The organism is Pseudovibrio sp. Ad26 (assembly GCF_001623285.1).
Lineage (GTDB): Bacteria > Pseudomonadota > Alphaproteobacteria > Rhizobiales > Stappiaceae > Pseudovibrio > Pseudovibrio ascidiaceicola.
Genome location: NZ_LMCE01000047.1, coordinates 348,624 through 370,228 on the forward strand (window position 1 = coordinate 348,624; position 21,605 = coordinate 370,228).

Annotated in this window: 19 protein-coding genes; 16 read left to right on the forward strand and 3 right to left on the reverse strand. The window is 53.7% G+C overall.

Annotated features, from left to right (window positions below):
• The first annotated feature begins 178 nt into the window (after window positions 1-178).
• The 6 genes from PsAD26_RS08060 (at window position 179) to PsAD26_RS08085 (ending at window position 5,968) form a co-directional block, all read left to right on the forward strand.
• Window positions 179-1,306: an extracellular solute-binding protein gene (locus PsAD26_RS08060; RefSeq protein ID WP_063309963.1), complete on the forward strand. Its 1,128-nt coding sequence runs from the start codon at window positions 179-181 to the stop codon at window positions 1,304-1,306.
• A 177-nt stretch (window positions 1,307-1,483) separates the two neighbouring features.
• A complete protein-coding gene (locus PsAD26_RS08065; RefSeq protein ID WP_063310087.1) occupies window positions 1,484-2,569 on the forward strand; it encodes an ABC transporter ATP-binding protein in 1,086 nt (361 codons plus the stop codon).
• Window positions 2,562-3,848 carry an ABC transporter permease subunit gene (locus tag PsAD26_RS30145; RefSeq protein ID WP_063309964.1) on the forward strand — a complete coding sequence of 429 codons (1,287 nt, stop codon included), beginning with the start codon at window positions 2,562-2,564 and terminating at the stop codon, window positions 3,846-3,848. Before PsAD26_RS08065 ends, PsAD26_RS30145 begins: the two co-directional genes overlap by 8 nt.
• Window positions 3,845-4,684, forward strand: a complete 840-nt coding sequence (locus PsAD26_RS08075) for an ABC transporter permease (protein WP_063309965.1) — start codon at window positions 3,845-3,847, stop codon at window positions 4,682-4,684. Before PsAD26_RS30145 ends, PsAD26_RS08075 begins: the two co-directional genes overlap by 4 nt.
• An 18-nt stretch (window positions 4,685-4,702) precedes the next feature.
• Window positions 4,703-5,191: an SRPBCC family protein gene (locus PsAD26_RS08080; RefSeq protein WP_063309966.1), complete on the forward strand. Its 489-nt coding sequence runs from the start codon at window positions 4,703-4,705 to the stop codon at window positions 5,189-5,191.
• 60 nt (window positions 5,192-5,251) lie between these two features.
• Window positions 5,252-5,968, forward strand: a complete 717-nt coding sequence (locus PsAD26_RS08085; protein WP_063309967.1) for a hypothetical protein — start codon at window positions 5,252-5,254, stop codon at window positions 5,966-5,968.
• Window positions 5,969-5,988: 20 nt separating this feature from the next.
• Here PsAD26_RS08085 and PsAD26_RS08090 read toward each other — a convergent pair whose 3' ends face one another.
• Window positions 5,989-6,570: a tetratricopeptide repeat protein gene (locus PsAD26_RS08090; RefSeq protein WP_063309968.1), complete on the reverse strand. Its 582-nt coding sequence runs from the start codon at window positions 6,568-6,570 to the stop codon at window positions 5,989-5,991.
• Window positions 6,571-7,058: 488 nt separating this feature from the next.
• On the opposite strand from PsAD26_RS08090, the gene PsAD26_RS08095 reads away from it, so the two are divergent.
• The 7 genes from PsAD26_RS08095 to phoB all read left to right on the forward strand — a co-directional run bounded on the left by PsAD26_RS08095 (window position 7,059) and on the right by phoB (window position 15,388).
• Window positions 7,059-8,426, forward strand: a complete 1,368-nt coding sequence (locus PsAD26_RS08095; RefSeq protein WP_063309969.1) for an ATP-binding protein — start codon at window positions 7,059-7,061, stop codon at window positions 8,424-8,426.
• Window positions 8,427-8,687: 261 nt separating this feature from the next.
• The gene (locus tag PsAD26_RS08100) at window positions 8,688-9,707 is read left to right on the forward strand and encodes a PstS family phosphate ABC transporter substrate-binding protein (RefSeq protein ID WP_063309970.1); all 1,020 of its coding nucleotides are present in this window, start codon (window positions 8,688-8,690) and stop codon (window positions 9,705-9,707) included.
• A gap of 89 nt (window positions 9,708-9,796) precedes the next feature.
• Window positions 9,797-11,185, forward strand: coding sequence for a phosphate ABC transporter permease subunit PstC (pstC, locus tag PsAD26_RS08105; RefSeq protein WP_063309971.1), 1,389 nt, complete (start codon window positions 9,797-9,799; stop codon window positions 11,183-11,185).
• Window positions 11,178-13,025 (forward strand): phosphate ABC transporter permease PstA, encoded by a 1,848-nt coding sequence (gene pstA / locus PsAD26_RS08110; RefSeq protein ID WP_063309972.1) that lies wholly within the window; start codon window positions 11,178-11,180, stop codon window positions 13,023-13,025. The genes pstC and pstA overlap by 8 nt, the downstream gene beginning before the upstream one ends.
• Before the next feature lie 52 nt (window positions 13,026-13,077).
• A complete protein-coding gene (gene pstB, locus PsAD26_RS08115; RefSeq protein WP_057465026.1) occupies window positions 13,078-13,881 on the forward strand; it encodes a phosphate ABC transporter ATP-binding protein PstB in 804 nt (267 codons plus the stop codon).
• A gap of 33 nt (window positions 13,882-13,914) precedes the next feature.
• Window positions 13,915-14,619 (forward strand): phosphate signaling complex protein PhoU, encoded by a 705-nt coding sequence (phoU, locus tag PsAD26_RS08120; protein ID WP_063309973.1) that lies wholly within the window; start codon window positions 13,915-13,917, stop codon window positions 14,617-14,619.
• A gap of 73 nt (window positions 14,620-14,692) precedes the next feature.
• Window positions 14,693-15,388 carry a phosphate regulon transcriptional regulator PhoB gene (gene phoB / locus PsAD26_RS08125; RefSeq protein ID WP_063287300.1) on the forward strand — a complete coding sequence of 232 codons (696 nt, stop codon included), beginning with the start codon at window positions 14,693-14,695 and terminating at the stop codon, window positions 15,386-15,388.
• A gap of 147 nt (window positions 15,389-15,535) precedes the next feature.
• Here the strand turns inward: phoB and PsAD26_RS08130 are convergent, their stop codons facing one another.
• Complete coding sequence (locus tag PsAD26_RS08130; protein WP_063295613.1) at window positions 15,536-16,096, reverse strand: GcrA family cell cycle regulator; 561 nt, start codon at window positions 16,094-16,096, stop codon at window positions 15,536-15,538.
• An 803-nt stretch (window positions 16,097-16,899) separates the two neighbouring features.
• On the opposite strand from PsAD26_RS08130, the gene PsAD26_RS08135 reads away from it, so the two are divergent.
• Genes PsAD26_RS08135 through PsAD26_RS08145 form a run of 3 tightly spaced genes read left to right on the forward strand, consistent with a single transcriptional unit; the run spans window position 16,900 to window position 20,033 of the window.
• On the forward strand, window positions 16,900-18,102 hold the full coding sequence (locus PsAD26_RS08135; protein WP_063309974.1) for an aspartate aminotransferase family protein: 1,203 nt from the start codon (window positions 16,900-16,902) through the stop codon (window positions 18,100-18,102).
• Entirely contained in the window at window positions 18,099-19,037 is a 939-nt protein-coding gene (argF, locus tag PsAD26_RS08140) for an ornithine carbamoyltransferase (protein WP_063309975.1), read from the forward strand. The genes PsAD26_RS08135 and argF overlap by 4 nt, the downstream gene beginning before the upstream one ends.
• Before the next feature lie 9 nt (window positions 19,038-19,046).
• Window positions 19,047-20,033, forward strand: a complete 987-nt coding sequence (locus tag PsAD26_RS08145; RefSeq protein ID WP_063309976.1) for an Hsp33 family molecular chaperone — start codon at window positions 19,047-19,049, stop codon at window positions 20,031-20,033.
• Window positions 20,034-20,242: 209 nt separating this feature from the next.
• Here the strand turns inward: PsAD26_RS08145 and PsAD26_RS08150 are convergent, their stop codons facing one another.
• On the reverse strand, window positions 20,243-21,592 hold the full coding sequence (locus PsAD26_RS08150) for an anti-phage deoxyguanosine triphosphatase (protein WP_063310088.1): 1,350 nt from the start codon (window positions 21,590-21,592) through the stop codon (window positions 20,243-20,245).
• Window positions 21,593-21,605: the final 13 nt, after the last annotated feature.

Sequence of the window (21,605 nt, forward strand, 5' to 3'; positions counted from 1 at the left end):
ACAATATTGCCTAGCCCGCTAATAATGAGCTACGCTCCATAAGTTAATATACGTAAATTGTCATGGGTCTGTCACAGGTTGCAGTTAGCTGCCTAGGTGATGGAACCGGAGAGGTGCCGAATCTAAGTATCGCGCCTTGGTTGCTATTAAGAATTCTTTGTCTCTTGAGGGCCCGTAAATGTCTATCTCTCGTCGTTCAGTTATAAAAGGCACTGCCGCAGCCACAGCTGCTGCCGTTGCTGCTCCTGCAATTTTGAAGGCCTCTGATGCCCTGGCATCTTCCGGTCAGGTGAATGTTTTCGCGTGGGGTGATTACGTTCAGGACAACATGATCAAGAAGTTTGAAGGTGACACAGGTATTAAGATCAACCTGTCCACTTTTGGCTCCAACGATGAAGCTGAGCAGAAGCTGAAAGCAGCTGGCGGCAAGGGCTTTGACGTGATCTTCCCATCCATCACCAACGGCGCCAACTACTACCCGGATGACCTGCTGGCTCCTCTTGATGAGAGCAAGCTCAAGGTGGATGCTGTTGTGCCTTCCATGCTGCGCGACAGCGTAAAGCTGGGCGGCACCTACCGCGGCAAGCGTATGCTGCTGCCATTCGACTGGGGCACAGAAGCAATCACATTCGATAGCACCGTGTTCCCGCTTTCAAATGACGAAGTCTCCTTCGGTTCCCTCTGGGCGCCAGAAGCAAAAGGCAAGGCGGCTTTCCGTCAAAAGTCTGCTCTGATCGGCACCGGCCTATACCTCGATGCAATCGGCAAAGTGAAATCTGACCGTATGCTCGACGTCTATAAAACTGAAGAAGACGCCCGCCGCGTTTGGGACGAAGTGGCCAAGTTCATCATTGAGCGCAAAGCAAACATTGCTGCGTTCTGGAACAACGCAACCGAAGCAACAAACGCCTTCAAGCAGGCTGGCGCGTCTATCGGCCAGACATGGGACACAACGGGTCTGCTGCTCAGCCGTGAAAATGCGAAATGGAAGTACCGCATGCCAAAAGAAGGTGGCATGACCTGGATGGACTCCATGGGCATTCCAAGCGGTGCAGCCAACACAGAGCAGGCTTACGCCTTCATCAATGCGATGCTTGATCCGCAAATGGCAGGCATGTTCAGCTCAAACACCGGCTACAACTCAGCCGTTGTAGGCGCTGCAAACCATGCTGGCGAAACCTACAAGAAGCAGTTCCTGGAAATCTACAACAACGACACGCTGGCGAACCTGTGGTGGTACCCGGCAGATACGCCGTGGTTCGCCCCGCTGCGTCAGGAATACGTTGACAAAATCACCAACGCATAACGACGTTGGCAGCAAAGCGCGGCATCAGCCGCGCTTTGCACATCCGCTCCTAAGAAATGCAGCAGCAAGACTGCGCGCCTTGTGAGCAAGGACTGTGCACTGGTCAAAATGTCAGGCACGCAGAAAACCTCTGAATTTCCAATCTTTAAGAGATTGAAGCGAAGCAATAGGCACTTCATGCACGGCAATGATGTAATTCTTGAAAACCTCTCCATGAAATTTGGCGATTTCGTCGCCGTCCAGCCCACTGACCTTAAGATCAACGCTGGTGAGTTTTTCTCCATCCTCGGCCCGTCCGGCTGCGGAAAAACAACTATTTTGCGCATGATCTCCGGCTTTCTCACCCCCTCACAAGGCCGTGTCGTGATTGGCGAAAAAGATATGTCCGGCATCCGTGCAAACGCCAGACCAACCGCTCTGATCTTCCAGAATCTTGCGCTGTTTCCGCTCATGAGCGTACGAGACAACATTGCCTTCGGTCTGGAAGCACGCGGCATCGCAAAGAAGACCCGGCTGGAAAAGGCGCAGGAGCTTTTGTCTCTGGTGGCGCTGGATGGTCAGGGCGACAAACTGCCAACAGCATTATCAGGCGGACAGCGCCAGCGCGTGGCCATTGCCCGCGCCCTTGCAGTTGAGCCCTCTGTGCTCCTGCTCGATGAGCCGCTCTCCGCACTCGATCTCAAACTCCGCCAGCACATGCGCGCAGAGCTGAAAGACCTGCAGCGTAAAACGGGTGTAACCTTCATCTACATCACCCACGATCAGGGTGAAGCGCTGACCATGTCAGACCGTGTTGCGGTCATGAACAAAGGCGTGGTGGAACAGGTTGCCACCTCAGATGAGATTTACGCCCATCCAAAAACACCATTTGTGGCAAGCTTTGTGGGAGAGCAGAACATCTTCAAAGGCAAAGTCATTGGCAAAGAAGGTGACTTCGCAATTCTGGAAACATCGCAAGGCAAGCTCTTTGGCCAGAACGCACACGGCTTGAACGAGGGAGAGGAGGCCATCCTCTTCGTGCGTCCTGAGCGCATGTCCCTTGAAGCAAAGCAGGGCCAGCAAAACGGCCTCTGCGCAATTCTGGAGCGCCGCGACATGGAAGGTCCTTTTGTGAACCTCCATATGCGGGCAGGGGACCAACCTGTTGCAATCCACGTGACCAATGTTGAGCAAACCCATCAGCCTTTGGGCGCAGACCAGAAGCTCTGGTTTGCAGCACAGGATGCTGTTGTGATGCGTCCGGGAGAGCTGGCCAGTGAATAGTCTGATCAAGAGTTATGGCAAAGGCCTGACCTCCCTCTTTATAGGCTTGGCTGCGATCTGGATTGTGGTGCTGATTGTGCTGCCACAAATGTCCATGATCGACCGCGCCTTCACCTATGAAGACAGGGGCGGAGCGGCAGCAACGCTGGCGCTGGAAATTGACCGCGCCTATGAAGACGTGTTCCAGATCAACACCAGACTGGTAGAGCTTCAGGCCGAAAAAGAGGATCTGATTGCTGGCACGTCCACTGCTCCCCAGCAAGACAGTGCCTCCGCACTCAATCCGTTTGGTTCACCGTCACCCTCTGATGATACCACCGGCCTCAATCCATTCGGAACGCCGTCAGTACCAGAAGCAAACGATACATCAGGCCTGAACCCGTTTGGTGCACCATCAGCAGGCAACACAAGCGCGGTAAGCCGCAGCCTTGCTGAAATTGAGGCCGAAGAAGCACCGTTACTAGCGCAAAAGGGTGAACTAGAAACCCAGATTGCTGCGCTGGAAATAACTGAGAAATCCACCACAGACGCTGTCGGCTTGGACACCTCTTATTCGCTCAAGAACTTCACCATGATGAGTTCTGTGCATTTCCAAATCTTCCTTGCCACCATCATCTATGCGCTCTGTGTGACCATTCTGGCGTTTGCACTGTGCTATCCAGTGGCCTACGCCGTTGCGATGACCACGAACCGCAACAAGCTCGCAATCCTGATGCTTGGCCTGCTGATCCCCTACGCAATCAACGAGCTGCTGCGCATCTTCTCGTGGATCATGATCCTGGAGAAGCAAGGCGTGCTCAACGGTCTGCTGGACCTGCTGGGCATCATCAACATGGAAGCTGGCGAAGGCTTCCGCTTTGTCGCCTCCAATGGTGCCGTGTTCACCGTAATGGTCTACGCCTACGTGCTCTTCATGGTTTTCCCAATTTACAACACGGTTGATACGCTCGACAAAAACCAGATTGAAGCGGCAAAGGATCTGGGCGCATCCACATGGCGTATTCACTGGCGCGTGGTTCTCCCACACGCCAAGCCCGGTATCGCCGTTGGTGCTATCATGACCTTCATGCTCTCTGCAGGTTCTATTGCCGTTCCAAGTGCTGTGGGCCGTGGCCTGCACCCCGATTGGTTCTCTCAGGTGATTTATCGCCGTTTCTTTGAGGCAGACAGCTGGAACCAGGGTGCCGCCTATTCGCTGGCATTGCTGGTGGCCTGTATCGTCTTCATTCTGTTCAACATGTGGGTCTTCCGCGTCGGCATTCGGGACATCGCGAAATGACAACAACAACACTTGAAAGCGGCGCCATGAAAGAACAGGTGAAATCTCCTATTGATTGGGCTGCTGCCATCCTCAATGGCTATTTGGTGATCTTCTTCGCCTACATGTTCCTGCCCATGATCTTCATGGTGATTGCAGCCTTCAACGCATCGCCGACTCCATCTGTCATCGACTGGCAAGGCTTCACGCTGGACTGGTTTCGTGCACTGCCGGAGGATCAGCGTTTCATAGACGGGCTTTGGCATTCGTTGGTCATCGCGCTGGGCGTCATCGTCATCTCAATCCCACTTGGATTGGCTGGGGCTTTGTTGCTCACACGCCTGCAATCCCAAGCCACCACATTCCTCTACACAGTGCTGGTGTCGCCTATGCTCACACCGGGTATCGTGCTGGGGGCCACCACGCTCATCTTCTGGCGGGATGCCTTCGGGGTGGAAGGTGGCCTGCTGACCGCAACAATAGCGCAGTCCAGCTTCATCGCCTCCTACTGCATGCTCATGTTCATGGCACGCCTGCAACGGCAGGATATTGTGCAGGAAGAAGCGGCGTTGGATCTGGGAGCCTCCTCGTTCTTTGTGTTCCGCAAGATCACACTGCCATTCCTCATGCCGACCATTCTCACAGCTGCTGCAATCTCGTTCCTGCAGTCTATTGAGAACTACAACACCACCTTCTTTGCCATTGGCCCAAGCTGGACACTGGTTACGGAGATTGGCGCGCGCATGCGGTTTGGCATATCCCCTGTCATCAATGTCATCGGTGTTCTCTTTGTAGCAATTACGATAATTGCTGCTACAGTCTACGTGATGGCTCGCCGTAGGAAGGGACGCGGTTGAGTGTAATTGGGGGATGCGATGATATCAGGCGAAACGGGCGTCTTGGAGCAATTTTCACTATGCAAGGCAGAGGTGCTTCTGCCTGCATCAACTCAAAGCGCCTATGCGTGCTTTCTGGAGAAAATCGACGCCTGGTGGCCCGCAGAGTACAGGTTCGCACCTGAGGGTGTACTCGGTATCGAGCCACTGGTGGGCGGTTCGTGCTTTGAAGATGTGGAAGACGGCAGGCGCCTGCATTGGGGCACCATTCAGGAGCTGGAGGAGGGCAGCAAGATTGTCCTTGCCTGGCAGATCTCGCCCAAGCGCCTGCTGATTGAAGACCCGCAAAAAGCTGGCATCGTCACAATTCAGTTTTCAGATGTTGAGGGTGGAACGCAGCTCAAACTGGTGCATAGTCATTTCGAGCGCTACGGAGACGGCTGGCGGGAATACCTGCGTGCCATGAACTCCAGCGCCGGATGGGCCTACTGCCTGAACAAGCTGAAAACTGCCATCGTGAAACTCTAAGGCGTATCACCGAGAAGTGGACGCTGGATTTCAGATTAAGAGACGCATTTAGGAGCCTTCATGAAGCTCAAGTTTCGTTGCCTGCCAGAACTTCACGGACATATTCCTGAGCCGGTAGAAGCAAAGGCATCACTGCCTGACTGGTTGAAAGACATCCCTTCAACGGCTGAAAGTGAGTTGCTGGGCAACGAACAGGTGCGCACGCTCAAACACTGCCCACCAATCATCGACGGCTTTTCAACAGGCATCCTCTTCAAGCTGCCCTGTGATGTGACGATGAAAGGCGGCGAGTTCTCATGGCACTGGCCAAAGCCAGTCTCACCAAAAGCACAACAAACCCGATCACCCATCGGCCTGCATGTGCCAGAACAGGCAACCGGTGCGCCACTGGGAACAAACCCGGGCGACTTCATTATCAAGCTCAACAACTTCTGGAGCATTGAGGCCCCTGAAGGCATCTCACTGCTCTTCACCCATCCGCTTAATCGTGAAGAGTTGCCGTTCAGAACACTGGCAGGTGTGGTGGATTGTGACCGCTTCAAAGGCGGCTTCGTTCATTTTCCAGCGCTTTGGAAAGACCCAAAATTCGAAGGCACGTTAAAAGCAGGCACCCCGATCGCGCAAGCTTTCCCATTCAAGCGAGAGGCGTTGGAGCTGGATTGCGCTCCGATGGATGAAGCCGAATTCGAAACCCATCTGGACACACAAGGCAAATTACAGGCAGAACCGGGCCACTACCGCAAATCTGTCCGTGCCAAACGGACTGTCGAGGCTTAAGAGGCCAGTCAACGACCGTCTTATGGAAGCATGGCTTTCGAGTTCAATGGCACACGCCCGAAGGATCCTTGGCTCATAATTTTCAGCAATTCAGGACGCACAGGCGGATTGTTGGCAAACAACCGGCGCAACATGTCGATGCCCTCATTATTGCCCTGCATCTGCATGGCTTCTGCCGCGCCAAGAACGTTCTCAGCATCGTTTTCCAACTCAGCCCGCTTCTGGAAGGCCTGGAGGGCGAGGTCCGGAACCTCCATGTGAAGCGCGATGCGGGCAAGGTTCAACAACCCATCACTGTCATCAGGGTAGGCAGCGGTGAACTCAGCAAAGCCATTGAGCGCTGCGGTGAAATCTTCCATGTCCAGACAAGCCGCAGCCCGCTCAAACATAGCCCCTTTGTGTTGCGGGTTGAATTCCAGCGTCTTCTCGAAATTCTCAAGGGCCTGCAAATTATTGCCCGCTCGACGACGCACAAGGCCAAGGTTGTACCAGAGGCTTGGATTGGTCTCGTCCTCTTCCAGCATGAGAAGAATGTAGGTCTCCGCTTCCGCCCAATCCTCCCGCGCAATAGCAGCTTCCAGCTTTTCGAGAATCTCTTCCATCGTTCGCCCTTTGTTACGCCCCACAAAAGCGGTCCCATCACAGAAGCCGCAACCCGCTCGCAAGACCTATTTAAAGGCGCAGGCCATTTAAATACAATTACCAAAGGTAAGAGAGGGGAGACACTTCACTTCAATTGAGCCCTAAACGCTAAACATGATAGTTGCATGACGTCTGCACTACCGCAAAAGAAGGTTTGCCGATTAATTATTATTCCTCAGCTTCTCTTCTGCTTGATTTGTTAAACCTGCTAAATATATAACCGCAGCAACTCGTCGATATGATCTAAGTGGATGAAAATCGTTTGCCCACAGGCGCAAGCCCTCCAAGATCCTTGGTTTCGCTACGTCTTTGGATGTCTCCCTGTTGGGGAAACTGAAAAAATGAAGTGCCGTCGTCGCGAGAATGTCATGCTGGTCCTGTTAAATTCTTGGCCAGTCTTGAAAGAAAAACAACGTAAACGCACAGCGGCGTTTAGAGAGTGGCACGTATGTCCCTGGATACCGACAAGGAAGAAAAGCACGTAAAGCAGGAGCCGTTGAGATTGGGTCTCAACCGGCGGGCGGTTTATCGCAAACCCGTTGATGTGCGCTGGATTCTTCTGGCATCTGCCGGCATTTTCGCTCTCTTCTCCATAGCTTTTGACGTACCCGTCTGGGCCTCGTTCTTCGCCTACGCTCTCATTTTTGTTCTGGTCATCGGCGGCGGCATGAAAAGCCGCACCAAGGTCAAAGCACCAAGCGGTGTCAGCCGCAAGGAAGCCAGCGAGATTGTTGACCGCGGCATGAAGTCTGCCGTCAACGCCCTGCCAGACCCGTGCTTCGTCGTCGATTATCGTGGCACCACTCAATACGTGAACCTCGCCGCACAGCGGCGCTTCGGCACCATTGCAGTTGGCGATCCTCTATCCTTCCGCATCCGCGCGCCATCGCTGCTGGAAGCGCTGGACCGTGTCTCCAATGGCGGCTCTACAGAAGTCATCGACTGGACCGAGAAGGTGCCGATGGAACTCTGGCTGGAAGCGCACATCGCGCCGCTCTGGTCCGTCTCCAGCGGAAACCTCGCCGTCCCACGCGGACGTCCGGGCCTCATTCTCGTTGTCATTCGCGACCTGACCGAAGCCCGCCGCTTAGAGCGGATGCGGGCTGACTTTGTCGCCAACGCCTCCCATGAGCTGCGCACCCCGCTGGCATCTCTGACAGGCTTCATTGAAACTCTGCAGGGCCCAGCCAAGGGCGACCCGAAGGCACAGGACCAGTTTCTCGGTATTATGCTGGATCAGGCAGAGCGCATGCGCCGTCTTATCGACGACCTGCTGTCCCTGTCCCGTATTGAAATGAAGGTGCACGTGCAGCCGGAAACCCTCGTGGATCTCAGCCTGATCATGCGTCATTCCGTAGAGACTTTGCTCCCGGTCGCGAAAGAATCGGGTGTTGAGGTGAATGTGAATGTGCCTGAGGAACCTGCCGAGATTCGCGGTGAGAAGGACGAACTCGTTCAGGTCTTCAGCAATCTCATCGAAAACGCGCTGAAATACGGCTCCAGCGGGGGGCGAGTCGATGTCACTTGCCGTCTGGACCCCGATTCTACTGAGACACCGCACTGGATTGCAGAGGTCCGCGACTTCGGTCCGGGCATTGATCCTGAGCACCTGCCGCGGTTAACCGAGCGTTTCTATCGGGTTGACGTTGTCACCTCCCGTCAGATGAAGGGAACAGGCCTTGGTCTGGCCATCGTAAAACACATTCTGACAAGGCACAGAGCTCGCCTGGAAATTGAGAGCAAACCGGATGAAGGTGCTTGCTTCCGTGTGTTCATACCCGGCGCTGTTATTTATGATGAAAATGATATCGATTAAAATAACATAATAAATTCAAATACTTGCAATGTCATAAAACTGATACGCAACGTTCATATAACCATCACAGCCAAACGCTAGGTTACAGCCAGCTCGCAGCCGGGGCGCTGTGAGGTGAACGTAGTTAAACAGTTTAGAGCGCGTTCCGTTTGATTGGTTTCAATCAAATGAAAAGAATTCGCTCAAGCAAAGATGAGAGCACGTTGTGTGAATATTATGAACGCAACGCGCTCTTAAACCAAGACTCCCAGGAGACTTCAGGTGAAAATCAAGGCATTCGCAAGCGTTGCAGCGCTCGCTCTCGCAGGTACCATTGCTGCTGGTTCCGCACAGGCTCGTGACCAGATCCAGATCGTTGGTTCTTCCACTGTTTTCCCATTTGCGACAGCAGTTGCTGAGCAGTTTGGTCAGAAGACAAACTTCAAAACACCAGTTGTTGAATCCACTGGTTCAGGCGGCGGCATCAAGCTCTTCTGTGACGGCGTTGGCGAAAACACTCCTGACATCACCAATGCTTCCCGCCGCATGAAGGGCAAGGAGCTGGTGAAGTGTAACGAGGCTGGCGTAACTCCAGTAGAAGTTACCGTTGGTTTCGACGGCATCGTTCTTGCGAACTCCAAGGCTGGCACTCAGCTGGACCTGACACTGGCTCAGATCTTCCTCGCTCTTGCGAAAGAAGTTCCGGTCGACGGCAAACTGGTTGCAAACCCATACCAGACTTGGTCCGACATCGATCCTTCCCTTCCTAACTCGAAGATCGAAGTGCTTGGCCCTCCACCAACATCCGGTACCCGTGATGCATTTGCCGAGCTGGCAATGCAGGGCGGCTGTAAAATGGTGCCAGGTGCTGCTGACCTCGGTCTGAAGAAAAAAGCGTGTCACGAAGTCCGTGAAGATGGCGCGTATATCGAAGCTGGTGAGAACGACAACCTGATCGTTCAGAAGCTTGATGCGAACCCGAATGCACTCGGCATCTTCGGTTTCTCCTTCCTTGATCAGAACGCTGACAAGATCCAGGGCGCAAACATCGCAGGCGTTGCACCAACATTTGATGCAATTGCTGCAGGCGACTACCCAGTGTCCCGCTCTTTGTACTTCTACATCAAGAAAGAGCACGTTGGCGTAATCCCAGGTATCGCTGAATACCTTGGTGAGTTCACCAATGAAGACACTTGGGGTGACGAAGGTTACCTGGCTGACAAAGGTCTGATCCCGATGCCAGCAGCTGACCGTGCAGCAGTTTCCAAATCTGCATCAGCGCTGACACCACTTGCATTCTAATTGCAAACGCTAAGAGGGCGGTCAGCATGTCCAGCTGACCGCTTTCCTGCATCCTCCAAAAATTAAAGCCAGATAAGGCGAAACAACAAATGTTCTGGACTTACGCTGCCCTTCTTCTACTGGTCTTCGTAACCGCGAATGTCTACGGGCGTTTCCGGGCGATGCAGGTTGCTGGTCATCAGCTCTCTGCACTGCATTCCCGTCCAAGCTACCATGGTGGATACCTGGCCATTCTGGCCGCTCTTCCAGCATTTGTCCTTTTGATTGCATGGGCAGTCGTTGAGCCGCGCTTGCTTGATACAATGGTGATCAGCGCAAAGGCCGAGATTGTCGAAGGGCTGTCCAAAGCAGAACTTCAGGCATTTCTGCGGGACGCGCGCGCCATCGCATTCGGCGGCATTGTGGCCTTCTCAGATGCTGGCAAAGAGCAGGCGGCAGAAGTGTTCAGCTCGCTCGCGCAAACATCCTTCTTTTTAAAAACAACACTGATCATCGCCCTGGTTGCTGGTGGTCTGTGGTACGGCAATCGCACCATCACACCGGCAATGCGAGCCCGTCATTTTGTAGAGCGCACCGTCATGGGATTGCTGATCCTTTGTTCCGCTGTCGCGATCTTCACAACCATCGGCATCGTTCTCTCGCTTATCTTTGAAAGCTTGATGTTCTTCCGCCAGATCCCAATTCTGGATTTCGTCTTCGGCACTCATTGGAGCCCGCAAAGCGCCTTTGAAGGGGCAGGGGCCGAGCACGGCGAAGCCAATACAGAAATCTTCGGTGCAATCCCGCTTTTGGTTGGCACCATGCTGATCACAGCAATTGCTATTTTCGTGGCCGCACCTGTTGGTCTGCTCTCCGCAATTTACCTCTCCGATTATGCAAGCACGCCGGTGCGCGCCATTGCAAAGCCGGTTCTGGAAATTCTGGCTGGTATTCCAACCGTGGTCTACGGCTTCTTCGCGGCGCTGACTGTGGCACCCTTTATCCGTGGCTGGGGCGAAAGCATCGGCCTGTCAGTCAGTTCAGAATCTGCACTGGCCGCTGGCCTTGTCATGGGCATTATGATCATTCCGTTCGTCTCCTCCCTTTCTGACGACGTGATCAACGCTGTGCCACAGTCACTGCGCGATGGCTCTGCCGGTCTTGGCGCAACCAAGTCGGAAACAATCCGCCGGGTTGTTCTGCCAGCCGCTCTTCCGGGCATCGTGTCCGCTCTGATCCTCGCCATCTCCCGCGCCATTGGTGAAACCATGATCGTGGTGATGGCTGCAGGGCTTGCCGCAAACATAACGGTAAACCCGCTGGAAGCTGTAACAACCGTGACCGTGCAAATCGTCACCTTGCTGGTCGGTGACCAGGAATTCGACAGCGCGAAAACACTCGCAGCATTTGCGCTCGGTCTTCTCCTCTTCTGCATCACACTTGCTCTGAACATCTTCGCTCTGCGCGTCGTGAAGAAATATAGGGAACAGTATGATTGATATCGCTCAGGACACTGCCGGTTCTGCCATTGGCGGGCGTGTCAAAGGCATTCCTTCCGGCGTCCATACGACAGACGAAGCTCGCAAGCGCCTGAAAAAGCGCTACAGCATGGAAGCGCGTTTCAAAGCCTACGGCATGGGTGCCATCGCACTGGCCGCAACATTTCTGGTTCTGCTGCTCTTCACAATTGTCGGCTCAGGCTTGCCAGCCTTCACTTACAACTACGTAAGCGTGCCGCTCAATCTAAGCGCGGAAAAAGTCGATCCGGCCAACCCGGCTGGCGCAAGCTACAATAAAATCATTCGCGACGGTCTGAAGGCAGAGCTGCCATTCGCATCTGACCGTAAAAACCGCCGTGTGCTCTACTCTCTTGTGTCCTCCGGTGCCAATGTCACGTTGCAAAAGCAAGCAATAGCCGATCCATCCATGCTGGGTGGGACTGGTCCGGTTGCGATCCCGCTCTCCGACTTTGCTGACCTTTATGTCAAAGGCTTGGTCACGAAGAAAACCGAGATCGCCACCTCAAGCGCAGCAACGGTTTCTGGCACGGAAGGTCAGGTGACCATTACCGCGGAGAAACCTGAGTTTGACCAGATCCTTGCAGCGTTGAAGATCTATTATGATCGTGAAATCGAGTTGCTGACAGGCAAAATCGAAGCGCGTGGTCGTTCACAAATCAGCGTAAATACGAAGATCTCAGGCTTAGAGACCCGCTTGGCCAATGAGAAAGATCCTCTCGTTGCTCAGCGACTGACCTCTGAGGTTGAAGGCAACAAAGCCGCTCTGGTCAAGATTATCAGTGCGCTGGAAAAGCAAAAAGCTGAACTGGTTACTCTGCAGGGCCATCTTGCCAACATTGGGACTGGCGGCACACTCAACGCCAACATGCCAAGTTTCTTTGTCGAGGTGAACGGCGGAACCATTAAAGCGGAGAAGGTGACACCAACCAGCGTCACCGGAACAGCCTTTATTCCGCTGTCTACGGATGCTGCCGTGCCTGCTGGCCAGTGGGGTATTGAAGAGCTGGAAACACCAGAATCTTTCCGCAAGTTTTCAGATAAAGAGATCGCCTATACTGACTATCTGGTCTCCAAAGGCACTGTTGCAAACGAGTGGAACTCCATCTTCTTCAAGTCCGGTGCAAGTCGTGAGCCGGAGATGGCAGGCATCTGGGGCGCAGCCGTTGGCTCCTTCTGGACCATGCTCGTCACTCTGTCTCTCTCGTTCCCAATTGGTGTGTCTGCCGCGATTTATCTGGAAGAGTTCGCACCAAAGAACCGCTGGACACACCTGATTGAGGTGAACATCAACAACCTGGCAGCCGTGCCATCGATCGTCTTCGGTCTGCTTGGTCTGGCAGTGTTCCTCAACGTCTTCGGATTGCCGCGATCCGCGCCGGTTGTCGGCGGTATGGTGCTGGCGCTCATGACCCTGCCGACCATCATCATCGCCTCCCGCGCAGCGCTTCAGGCAGTGCCGCCAAGCATCCGCGAAGCCGCGCTCGGCGTCGGAGCCTCCCGCTTGCAGGCCGTGTTCCATCATGTGCTGCCACTGGCAATGCCGGGCATCCTGACCGGAACCATCATCGGTATGGCGCAGGCACTGGGTGAGACCGCACCGCTTCTCATGATCGGCATGGTGGCCTTCATTGTAGACATCCCGGCAAGTCCGGTTGATCCCTCTACTGTGCTGCCCGTGCAGATCTTCATGTGGGCAGACTTCCCGGAGCCTGCCTTCCAGCAGAAAACCTCTGCCGCGATCATGGTGCTGCTCGGCTTCCTGATCTCGATGAATGCAATCGCAATCGTCCTTCGTAAACGTTTTGAGCGCCGCTGGTGATTTGAAAGGCAAGATCATGGCATTGGAAATGACCACAGACACCGAGAGTGCAATGGATACAACAATGAGCGCCCCTCCAGCCGTTTCAGCTGAAGGCGAAACACTCAAGATGCGTGGCCGCGATGTAAAAGTGTTTTACGGCGACAAGCAGGCCCTTCATGGTGTTGATCTGGATGTCCGCAAAAATCAGGTGACCGCGCTGATCGGCCCGTCCGGTTGCGGCAAGTCCACCTTCCTGCGCTGCCTGAACCGCATGAACGACACCATCGATATCTGCCGCGTGCAAGGAGACATTCTCCTGGACAATGACGATGTCTACGACCCGCGCATTGATGTGGTGGAACTGCGGGCCCGTGTTGGCATGGTGTTCCAGAAGCCCAACCCGTTCCCGAAATCAATCTTCGAGAACGTGGCCTACGGCCCACGCATCCACGGTCTGGCACAAGGCAAGTCAGATCTGGAAGATATCGTCGCAAGTTCCCTGCAGCGTGCAGGTTTGTTTGAAGAAGTGAAAGACCGTCTGGACGAGCCAGGCACAGGCCTTTCCGGTGGTCAGCAGCAGCGCTTGTGCATCGCGCGCGCAATCGCTGTGTCTCCGGAAGTGATCCTGATGGATGAGCCATGTTCTGCGCTCGACCCGATTGCCACCGCGAAAGTGGAAGAGCTGATGGACGAACTGCGCCAGAACTACACCATCGTCATCGTAACCCATTCCATGCAGCAGGCCGCACGTGTATCCCAGCGCACCGCGTTCTTCCATCTGGGTAATCTGGTGGAAGAGGGGCTGACCAACGACATCTTCACCAACCCAAAAGACCAGCGCACGCAGGATTACATCACAGGCCGTTTTGGTTAAAAATAAAAGAGCGGTACTCTAAGGAGATATCCGATGAAAGATCATATTGTCTCTTCATTCAATGAAGAGCTGAAAGAACTGGCCGGACGTGTCGTTGAAATGGGCGGACTGGCAGAAACCCTTGTTCATGACGCTGTCACCGCACTGCTGAGACAGGACCGTGAGCTGGCAACACGTACCATCGCTGCCGATCAACGTCTGGACAACATGCAGGCCGAGTTGGAAGAGCTGTGCATCTCCGTGATCGCACGCCGCCAGCCAATGGCAAGCGATCTGCGCGACATCATCGCCGCCATGCGCATCTCCAACGATCTGGAGCGCGTCGGTGACATGGCCAAGAACATCGGCAAGCGGACACTGGCCATTGAATCCGAATTCAACAACAAGCAGCTCGCTGTGGGTGTTGAGCACATGTCTGATCTGGCACTTGAACAGCTCAAAGCCGTTCTGGATGCCTACACCTCTGGCGATCTTGAGGTTGTCCAGCGGGTGCATGTCCGCGATGACGAAGTGGATGCGCTTTACACCAGCCTGTTCCGTCAGCTGCTCACCTACATGATGGAAGACCCGCGCTCCATCACCATGTGCGCGCACTTGTTGTTCTGCGCAAAGAATATTGAGCGCATCGGTGATCATGCAACCAATATCGCAGAAAACATCTACTACATGATCTCCGGAAGCCACCTTCCAACAGATCGTCCAAAGACGGACGAGCTGGCGCAGACTACAACCGTGTAGAGTGTGTTCACTTATAACGAGCAGAATACACGCAATTGCTTTATAAGAGAAGGTGCAAAGAGAGCACTTTAATATGCCTAAGATACTGATTGTAGAAGACGAAGAACCGCTAAGCCTGCTGCTGCGCTATAACCTTGAAGCAGAGGGCTACACCGTTGACGTGTGCGCAAGAGGAGATGAGGCGGAAGTCCTGTTGCAGGAAAGCCAGCCAGACCTGCTGTTGCTGGACTGGATGCTTCCGGGCCTCTCCGGCATTGAGCTTTGCCGTCGTTTGCGGGCACGCTCAGAAACCGAGCGCATGCCGATTATCATGCTCACAGCGCGCGGCGAAGAATCCGAGCGCATCCGCGGTCTGGCAACCGGGGCCGACGATTACGTCGTCAAACCGTTCTCCGTTCCGGAACTTATGGCCCGTGTTCGTGCGATCTTCCGCCGTGCATTGCCAGAAGTTGTTTCCACAATGCTCAAGTCTGGCGACATCGAGCTCGACCGCGAAACCCACCGCGTGCGCAGAACAGGCCGCGAAATCCACCTCGGCCCCACAGAATACCGCCTGCTGGAGTTCCTCATGAGCGCACCGGGCCGCGTTTACTCCCGTGAACAGCTGCTGGATGGTGTCTGGGGCCATGATGTTTACGTAGATGAACGCACCGTGGACGTCCACGTAGGCCGCCTGCGCAAAGCCATCAACAAAGGCCGCATGAAAGACCCGATCCGCACCGTCCGCGGCGCCGGATACGCTTTTAACGACCAGTTCGCTGTTGGGTAAGTGTTTAAGGCACAAAAGGAAATCTAAAACCGCCCAAGGGCGGTTTTCTCATATCTACAGGTCACCGACATTAGCAGCTGGCAACCCCCAAAACAGCAAAAAGCCGGGCTTCGGACCCGGCTCAATACGTTGCTTTTTCAGCTCAGATTAGCTTGCGCGGCGGTTGCGGCGGTCGCTGACGGGCTGATAGGCAATGCTGCGGTGATGCGCACAATAAGGTGTGCCTGCATCTGACTGGCGCCCACAGAAATAGAAGTCGTCAGAACTCGGATCACCAATCGGCCACTTACAGGTGCGCTCATTCAATGTCAGGATGGAGGCGCGTTCTGAAACCGGAATAAAGAGATCGGAGGTTGGGACTGGAGAAATTTCTGGTTGGATAGCTTCAATCGGTTCAACTTTAAGGGCGTTGGCGCCTGCTATTGTTGGCTGAATCTGTCGGGGACTTGGAGAAGGCGCAACAGCTGCAATCGCTTCAGCCACTGTTGGTTTGGTTGAAGTGACAACCCTTGCCGTTGGGGTAGGCACCTTTCTCGTTTTGGTTGCGCCGCCTCCCGACTTAGCGCGACCTGAAAGACCAAGGCGATGAACCTTACCAATCACCGCATTACGGGTCACATTGCCAAGTTCCCCCGCGATTTGACTGGCGCTTAACCCGTCTGCCCAAAGTTTGGTTAGTAACTCTACACGTTCTGCTGTCCAGCTCATTAAAGGGCCCCGTCTTCCTTCAGTGGCGCGCAAAACAGCATTCGCTCAGTTCGGACGCATCCGAAAGTGCCGCTTACCTGAGCGTGTGTGCTTGCAGCGTTCAGTAACTACGAGATGGTGTATAACTCTTAACACACAGTACTATATGGGCGTTGATACGAGCAACAACCTCAAAGAATTGAGGTGGGGAAGACTCTGGTTTTCCCCAGAATTGCCGTACTACTACTTACCTATAACAGCCGTGTTGTGGTGGGAGAAGATTATCAATCTAAAGAATAGGAGCTGTTTGTTAAACCAAGTTCCACCGCATTCTTTCCAACACAAAGTAAGAGCTGCTAGCGTTACCCCGTTGATATTTAATACATATATTTACCACTGAAAAACAACTAGTAAAAAACACTAGTAAACTACAAATTGCATAGGACAAGAACTAAGCGCACTCCTCTCTCATATGCCGTAGTACACGCTAGAGGTGTATTGAATAAACCTTAAGAACCGTGGAAAAAAACTGGTCATAGAGCATGGGATTTAATCTCTACTCCATCCTCTAAAAATGCCACAATGCATGCTTCTTCCGGTAGTAGCCTGTTTAAGCTGCACCAGAGGGAGAGACACAAGGCTGGCAGCCAATTCCTGAGCAGGAGTAAGGTATTGCTGGCAATACGTGTTATTGACTGCCCTGAGGGAACGCGGTTTATATGTCGCTTCTCTTAGTTTCAAAACGCCACACGGCGTTTTTTTGTTTTTGTAGCAACCAAGACTTTTGAGCATATCGAGAAAGCTCAATCCATGAGGAGTAAGAAATGACGACTTCGTCGCTAATGCAGACTTATGCACGCTCAGACCTCGCGTTCGAGCGTGGGGAAGGTGTCTGGCTGATTGCGGCTGATGGTCGACGATACATGGATTGTGCCTCGGGTATTGCCGTCTCCGGCTTGGGTCATGCACACCCAAAACTCGTTGATGCGCTGAAGTCTCAGGCTGAAAAGCTGTGGCACGTCACCAATCTCTATACAATTCCAGAGGGTGAGAAGCTTGCAAAGCTGCTGACAGACAACACCTTCGCTGATGTTGTGTTCTTCACCAACTCGGGTACCGAAGCAACTGAAGGGGCCATGAAGGCCGCACGGCGCTATCACTTTGCCAAGGGCAACCCTGAAAAGAACCGCATCATCACCTTTGAAAATGCGTTCCACGGCAGAACCATGGCAGCGCTCGCCGCTGGTGGCCAGCAAAAGTACCTCGAAGGCTTCGGCCCCGCGCCAGAAGGGTTCGATCAGGTGCCTGTTGGTGATCTGGACGCGGTCAAAAAGATGGTAGGACCGGAAACCGCAGCGATCATGCTGGAGCCGGTTCAGGGTGAAGGTGGTATCCGCACCATGGACCCGGCCTTCCTGAAAGGTCTGCGCCAGATCTGTGATGAGAATGACTTGTTGCTGATCTACGATGAGATCCAGACAGGTGTTGGCAGAACCGGCAAACTCTTTGCCCATGAGTGGGCAGGCGTTGCACCGGATCTGATGGCGATTGCAAAAGGCATCGGTGGCGGTTTCCCAATGGGGGCGTTCCTCGCAACCAATGAAGCGGCCAGTGGCATGGTTCCTGGCGTTCACGGCACCACCTTCGGCGGCAACCCGCTGGCGATGGCTGTTGGCAATGCTGTTCTGGAAACGGTTCTGGAACCAGACTTTCTGGAAGCTGTTCAGGAAAAAGGCTTGCAGCTGAAGCAGAAGCTGGCTTGCGCTGTCGATCAGCACAGTGATGTGTTTGAGCTGGTGCGCGGTGAAGGCCTGATGCTTGGCCTGAAATGCAAAGTGCCAAACACACAGGTGCTGGCCCACATGCGCAACAACGGTCTGCTGCCGGTTGGTGCCGGAGACAACGTGCTCCGCATTATGCCGCCAATGACCATTACCGCTGAAGAAATTGACCTGCTCGTTGAAAAGATTGAAGCCGCTGCTGCGGACATGGAAACCGAGCTGAAAACTGCCGAGACTGCCAAATGACCACTATGACAAAACCACAGCACTTTCTCGATATCAGCGATTTTTCCGGTGATGACCTTCGCCAGATTATGCAGGTCTCCAATCAGATCAAAGCCACCCGCAATGGCGTTCATCGCGGGCAGGGGCCATTGGCAGGCAAAGTGCTCGCCATGGTCTTTGAGCAGCCTTCCACCAGAACCCGCATCTCCTTTGATGTGGGCATGCGGGAACTTGGCGGCGAAACCCTGATGCTGACAGGCGCTGAGATGCAGCTTGGTCGCGGCGAGTCCATTCCAGATACCGCCCGCGTGCTGTCCCGCTTCGTGGACATGATCATGATCCGTATGCTGGACCATGATGCCGTGAGAGAACTGGCAGAATATGCTAGTGTTCCCGTCATCAACGGCCTGACCAAGGTTTCGCATCCTTGTCAGATCATGGCCGACATTATGACATTCGAAGAACACCGCGGAAGCATTAAGGGTAAAACCGTTTCCTGGGTGGGCGATAGCAACAACGTTCTTTACTCTTGGATCGAAGCGGCAGCAAAATTTGACTTCAAAATTAACGTCGCCGCACCAAATGAACTGACAGTACCTCTTGAATGGATCGAAAAGGCCTATACATCCGGTGCTGAACTCTCAGTAACAGACGACCCGTTTGCTGCTGTGAAAAACAGTGATTGTGTTATCACCGATTGCTGGGTGTCCATGGGAGATGACGAAGCACAAACGCGTCATAACCTGCTGGCTCCTTATCAGGTCAATGAACGCCTGATGAGCGAAGCTAACGATTCATCTTTGTTTATGCACTGCCTGCCTGCGCATCGTGGGGAAGAGGTGACAAATGAGGTAATCGACGGCCCGCATTCTGTGGTATTCGACGAGGCAGAAAACCGACTCCACGCCCAAAAAGGCATTATGGCGTGGTGCATGGGTGCTTTGCCTGAAGGATAAAAAAGTAAAATGACAAATACACCTGCTCAACCGACCGCCGCTGGCGTTGACGCTGTTGTTCCTTTTGCTGTTGAAGCATTGGACGTTCGCGGTCGGGTTATCAATATGGGGCCGGTGCTGAACTCTATGCTGGCGCGGCACAAGTACCCTGCGCCAGTCAACAAGCTGCTGTCAGAAGCAATTGTTCTGACAGCCATGCTTGGCAGTACCCTCAAATTCGAAGGTCGCCTGACCTTGCAAGCCCAGACCGACGGTGCAGTCTCCACGCTCGTTGTTGATTTCAACGCGCCTGACGGGCTGCGTGCTATGGCGCAGTTCAGTGAAGACAAGGTCGCCGAAGTTGCAGCCAAAGATGGGTTCAAACCAGATCATCTGCTCGGCAAAGGACATCTGGCCTTCACTATTGATCAGGGCGCGCACACCAGCCGCTACCAGGGGATCGTGGTACTGAACGGCACCACCTTAGAAGAGGCTGCTCACGAGTACTTCCAGAAGTCAGAGCAGATCCCGACATTCGTCCGCCTTGGCGTGGCTGAAATGTTGACCAAAGCAGAAGAGGGTGGCGCTGATCACTCCTGGGCTGCTGGCGGCATCATGGTTCAGTTCCTGCCTCAGTCTCTGGATCGCCTCAAACAGGCTGACATCCATCCGGGCGACGCACCGGAAGGACATGAAGCTCACGAGATTGACGAAGACGACGCATGGGTCGAAGCGCGCTCGCTGGTCGAGACCGTAAAAGATGATGAGCTCATCGATCCAAGCCTGACTGTCGAAGGTCTTCTGTACCGCTTGTTCCACGAACGTGGTGCATCCGTCTTCTCCCCGCAGTTGATGGCAGATAAATGCACCTGCTCGGAAGAAAAGATCACCGCCATGATGCAGAACTTTTCTGAGGCAGACAAAACTGAGATGAAGGCGGAAGGAACCGTCCACATCAAGTGCGACTTCTGCTCCAAAGATTATGAGCTGGACGCGAACAAAGTGTTCGAGGATTAAAGCGCGTTCCGCTTGATTGGATTCAATCAAGCGACAAGAATTCGCTCAGACAAAAAGTTGTGGCAGGCAGTGTGAATGAACATGAATGCTGAATGACACAACAGCTCAGGAAAAGCGTAAAAAACGCAAACCAACGCACAAAAAAACGCTGCCAGAAAATCTCTGGCAGCGTTTTTCTTTAACTCGTTGATATTGAATGAGAACCTTGACTAAACGCGGTCGAATATCGATCCCATGCGTGGGCTGAACAACCGGTCGTAGGTTTTTAGGAGCATCATGTCGGTCATGCTGGCAACGTAATCACAGACGATCCGTGAACCGTCTTCAGTCTCAACGAAGTCTGCGTAAACCTCTTCCGGTAAGAACGCCTTGGGCTCGCTCATGAGCGTCTCAAAGACAGCCACCACCATAGTCTGCCCTTTGAACTCAAGATGTTGAACATTCGGTGCCTGAATTACCCGTTCAAACACAAAGCCTTTCAGCGCATCCAGCACCTGGGCATGTCCCTCCGGCAGAACAGCCTTGTACTTCAAAAGAGGTTCGCTGAAAGCCTCCTGCGCCTTGATCTGAACAGCCACAATGAAGAAGTGAACCAGCTTTCCGATGAACTGCTTTCGCCGATTAGCATTGCCGAACAGCCCTGCAATCATCTGTTCATAGGCATTGCCAGAATACTTCTCCGGATTGCTCTCAATCAGATCATCCAAAAATGCCGCGCAAACGTCTGCAGAGATATCCTCCCGGAACTGCTCTTCCCGAACCAGCCCCAAAGCAATTGCATCTTCAAAATCATGGACCCCATAGGCAATGTCATCAGCCAGATCCATGATGGAGCAATCCCATGATTTAAAACGGGATTTTCCGTGCTTGCCGTTCTTGGATTCAAAACTGCAGAACAGCGAGCGGTCTCGCTCAGAGAGTGGTTCCAGCACCCAATCGACAATCTCTTGTTCCCCATCCATGAAGCATTTTGGCGGAGCAGAACGCTTGCGATCAATCAGGCTCACTGCAGAGGTATTGGGGTTAAGCCGCGGGGATAACTCAGGATTATGGACCTTTGAGAACGCCACTGGATACTTCATCATGCCAAGCAATGCCCGCCGCGTCAGATCAGCCCCATGCTTCTCCGACATCTTCTCCAGCTTTGAAACAATGCGCAGGGTCTGGCCATTGCCCTCATAGCCACCAGCATCGCGCATGCAGTAATTCAGCGCTACTTCACCCCCATGCCCGAAAGGTGGATGCCCGATGTCATGGCAATAACTGATTGTCTTTACGAGGCTTTCCTCAGGAATGTAATCGTAAGCCGGATGATCTTTGAAGAACGCTCGGAACTGCCGAGTGATGCCCGAAGCAATCTGCGCCACTTCCAGCGTATGTGTCAGGCGAGTGCGATAAAAGTCGCTATCACCCAGATTGAGGATCTGGGTTTTCCCCTGCAAGCGGCGAAAGGCATGAGAATGAACGATGCGGGCATAATCCACGTCATAGGGTGTCCGCGCATCATCCGACTTGGGAACCCAACCGCTTTGACGCGCCGTCCAAACAGCATCACTCACTTCAACCACTCCG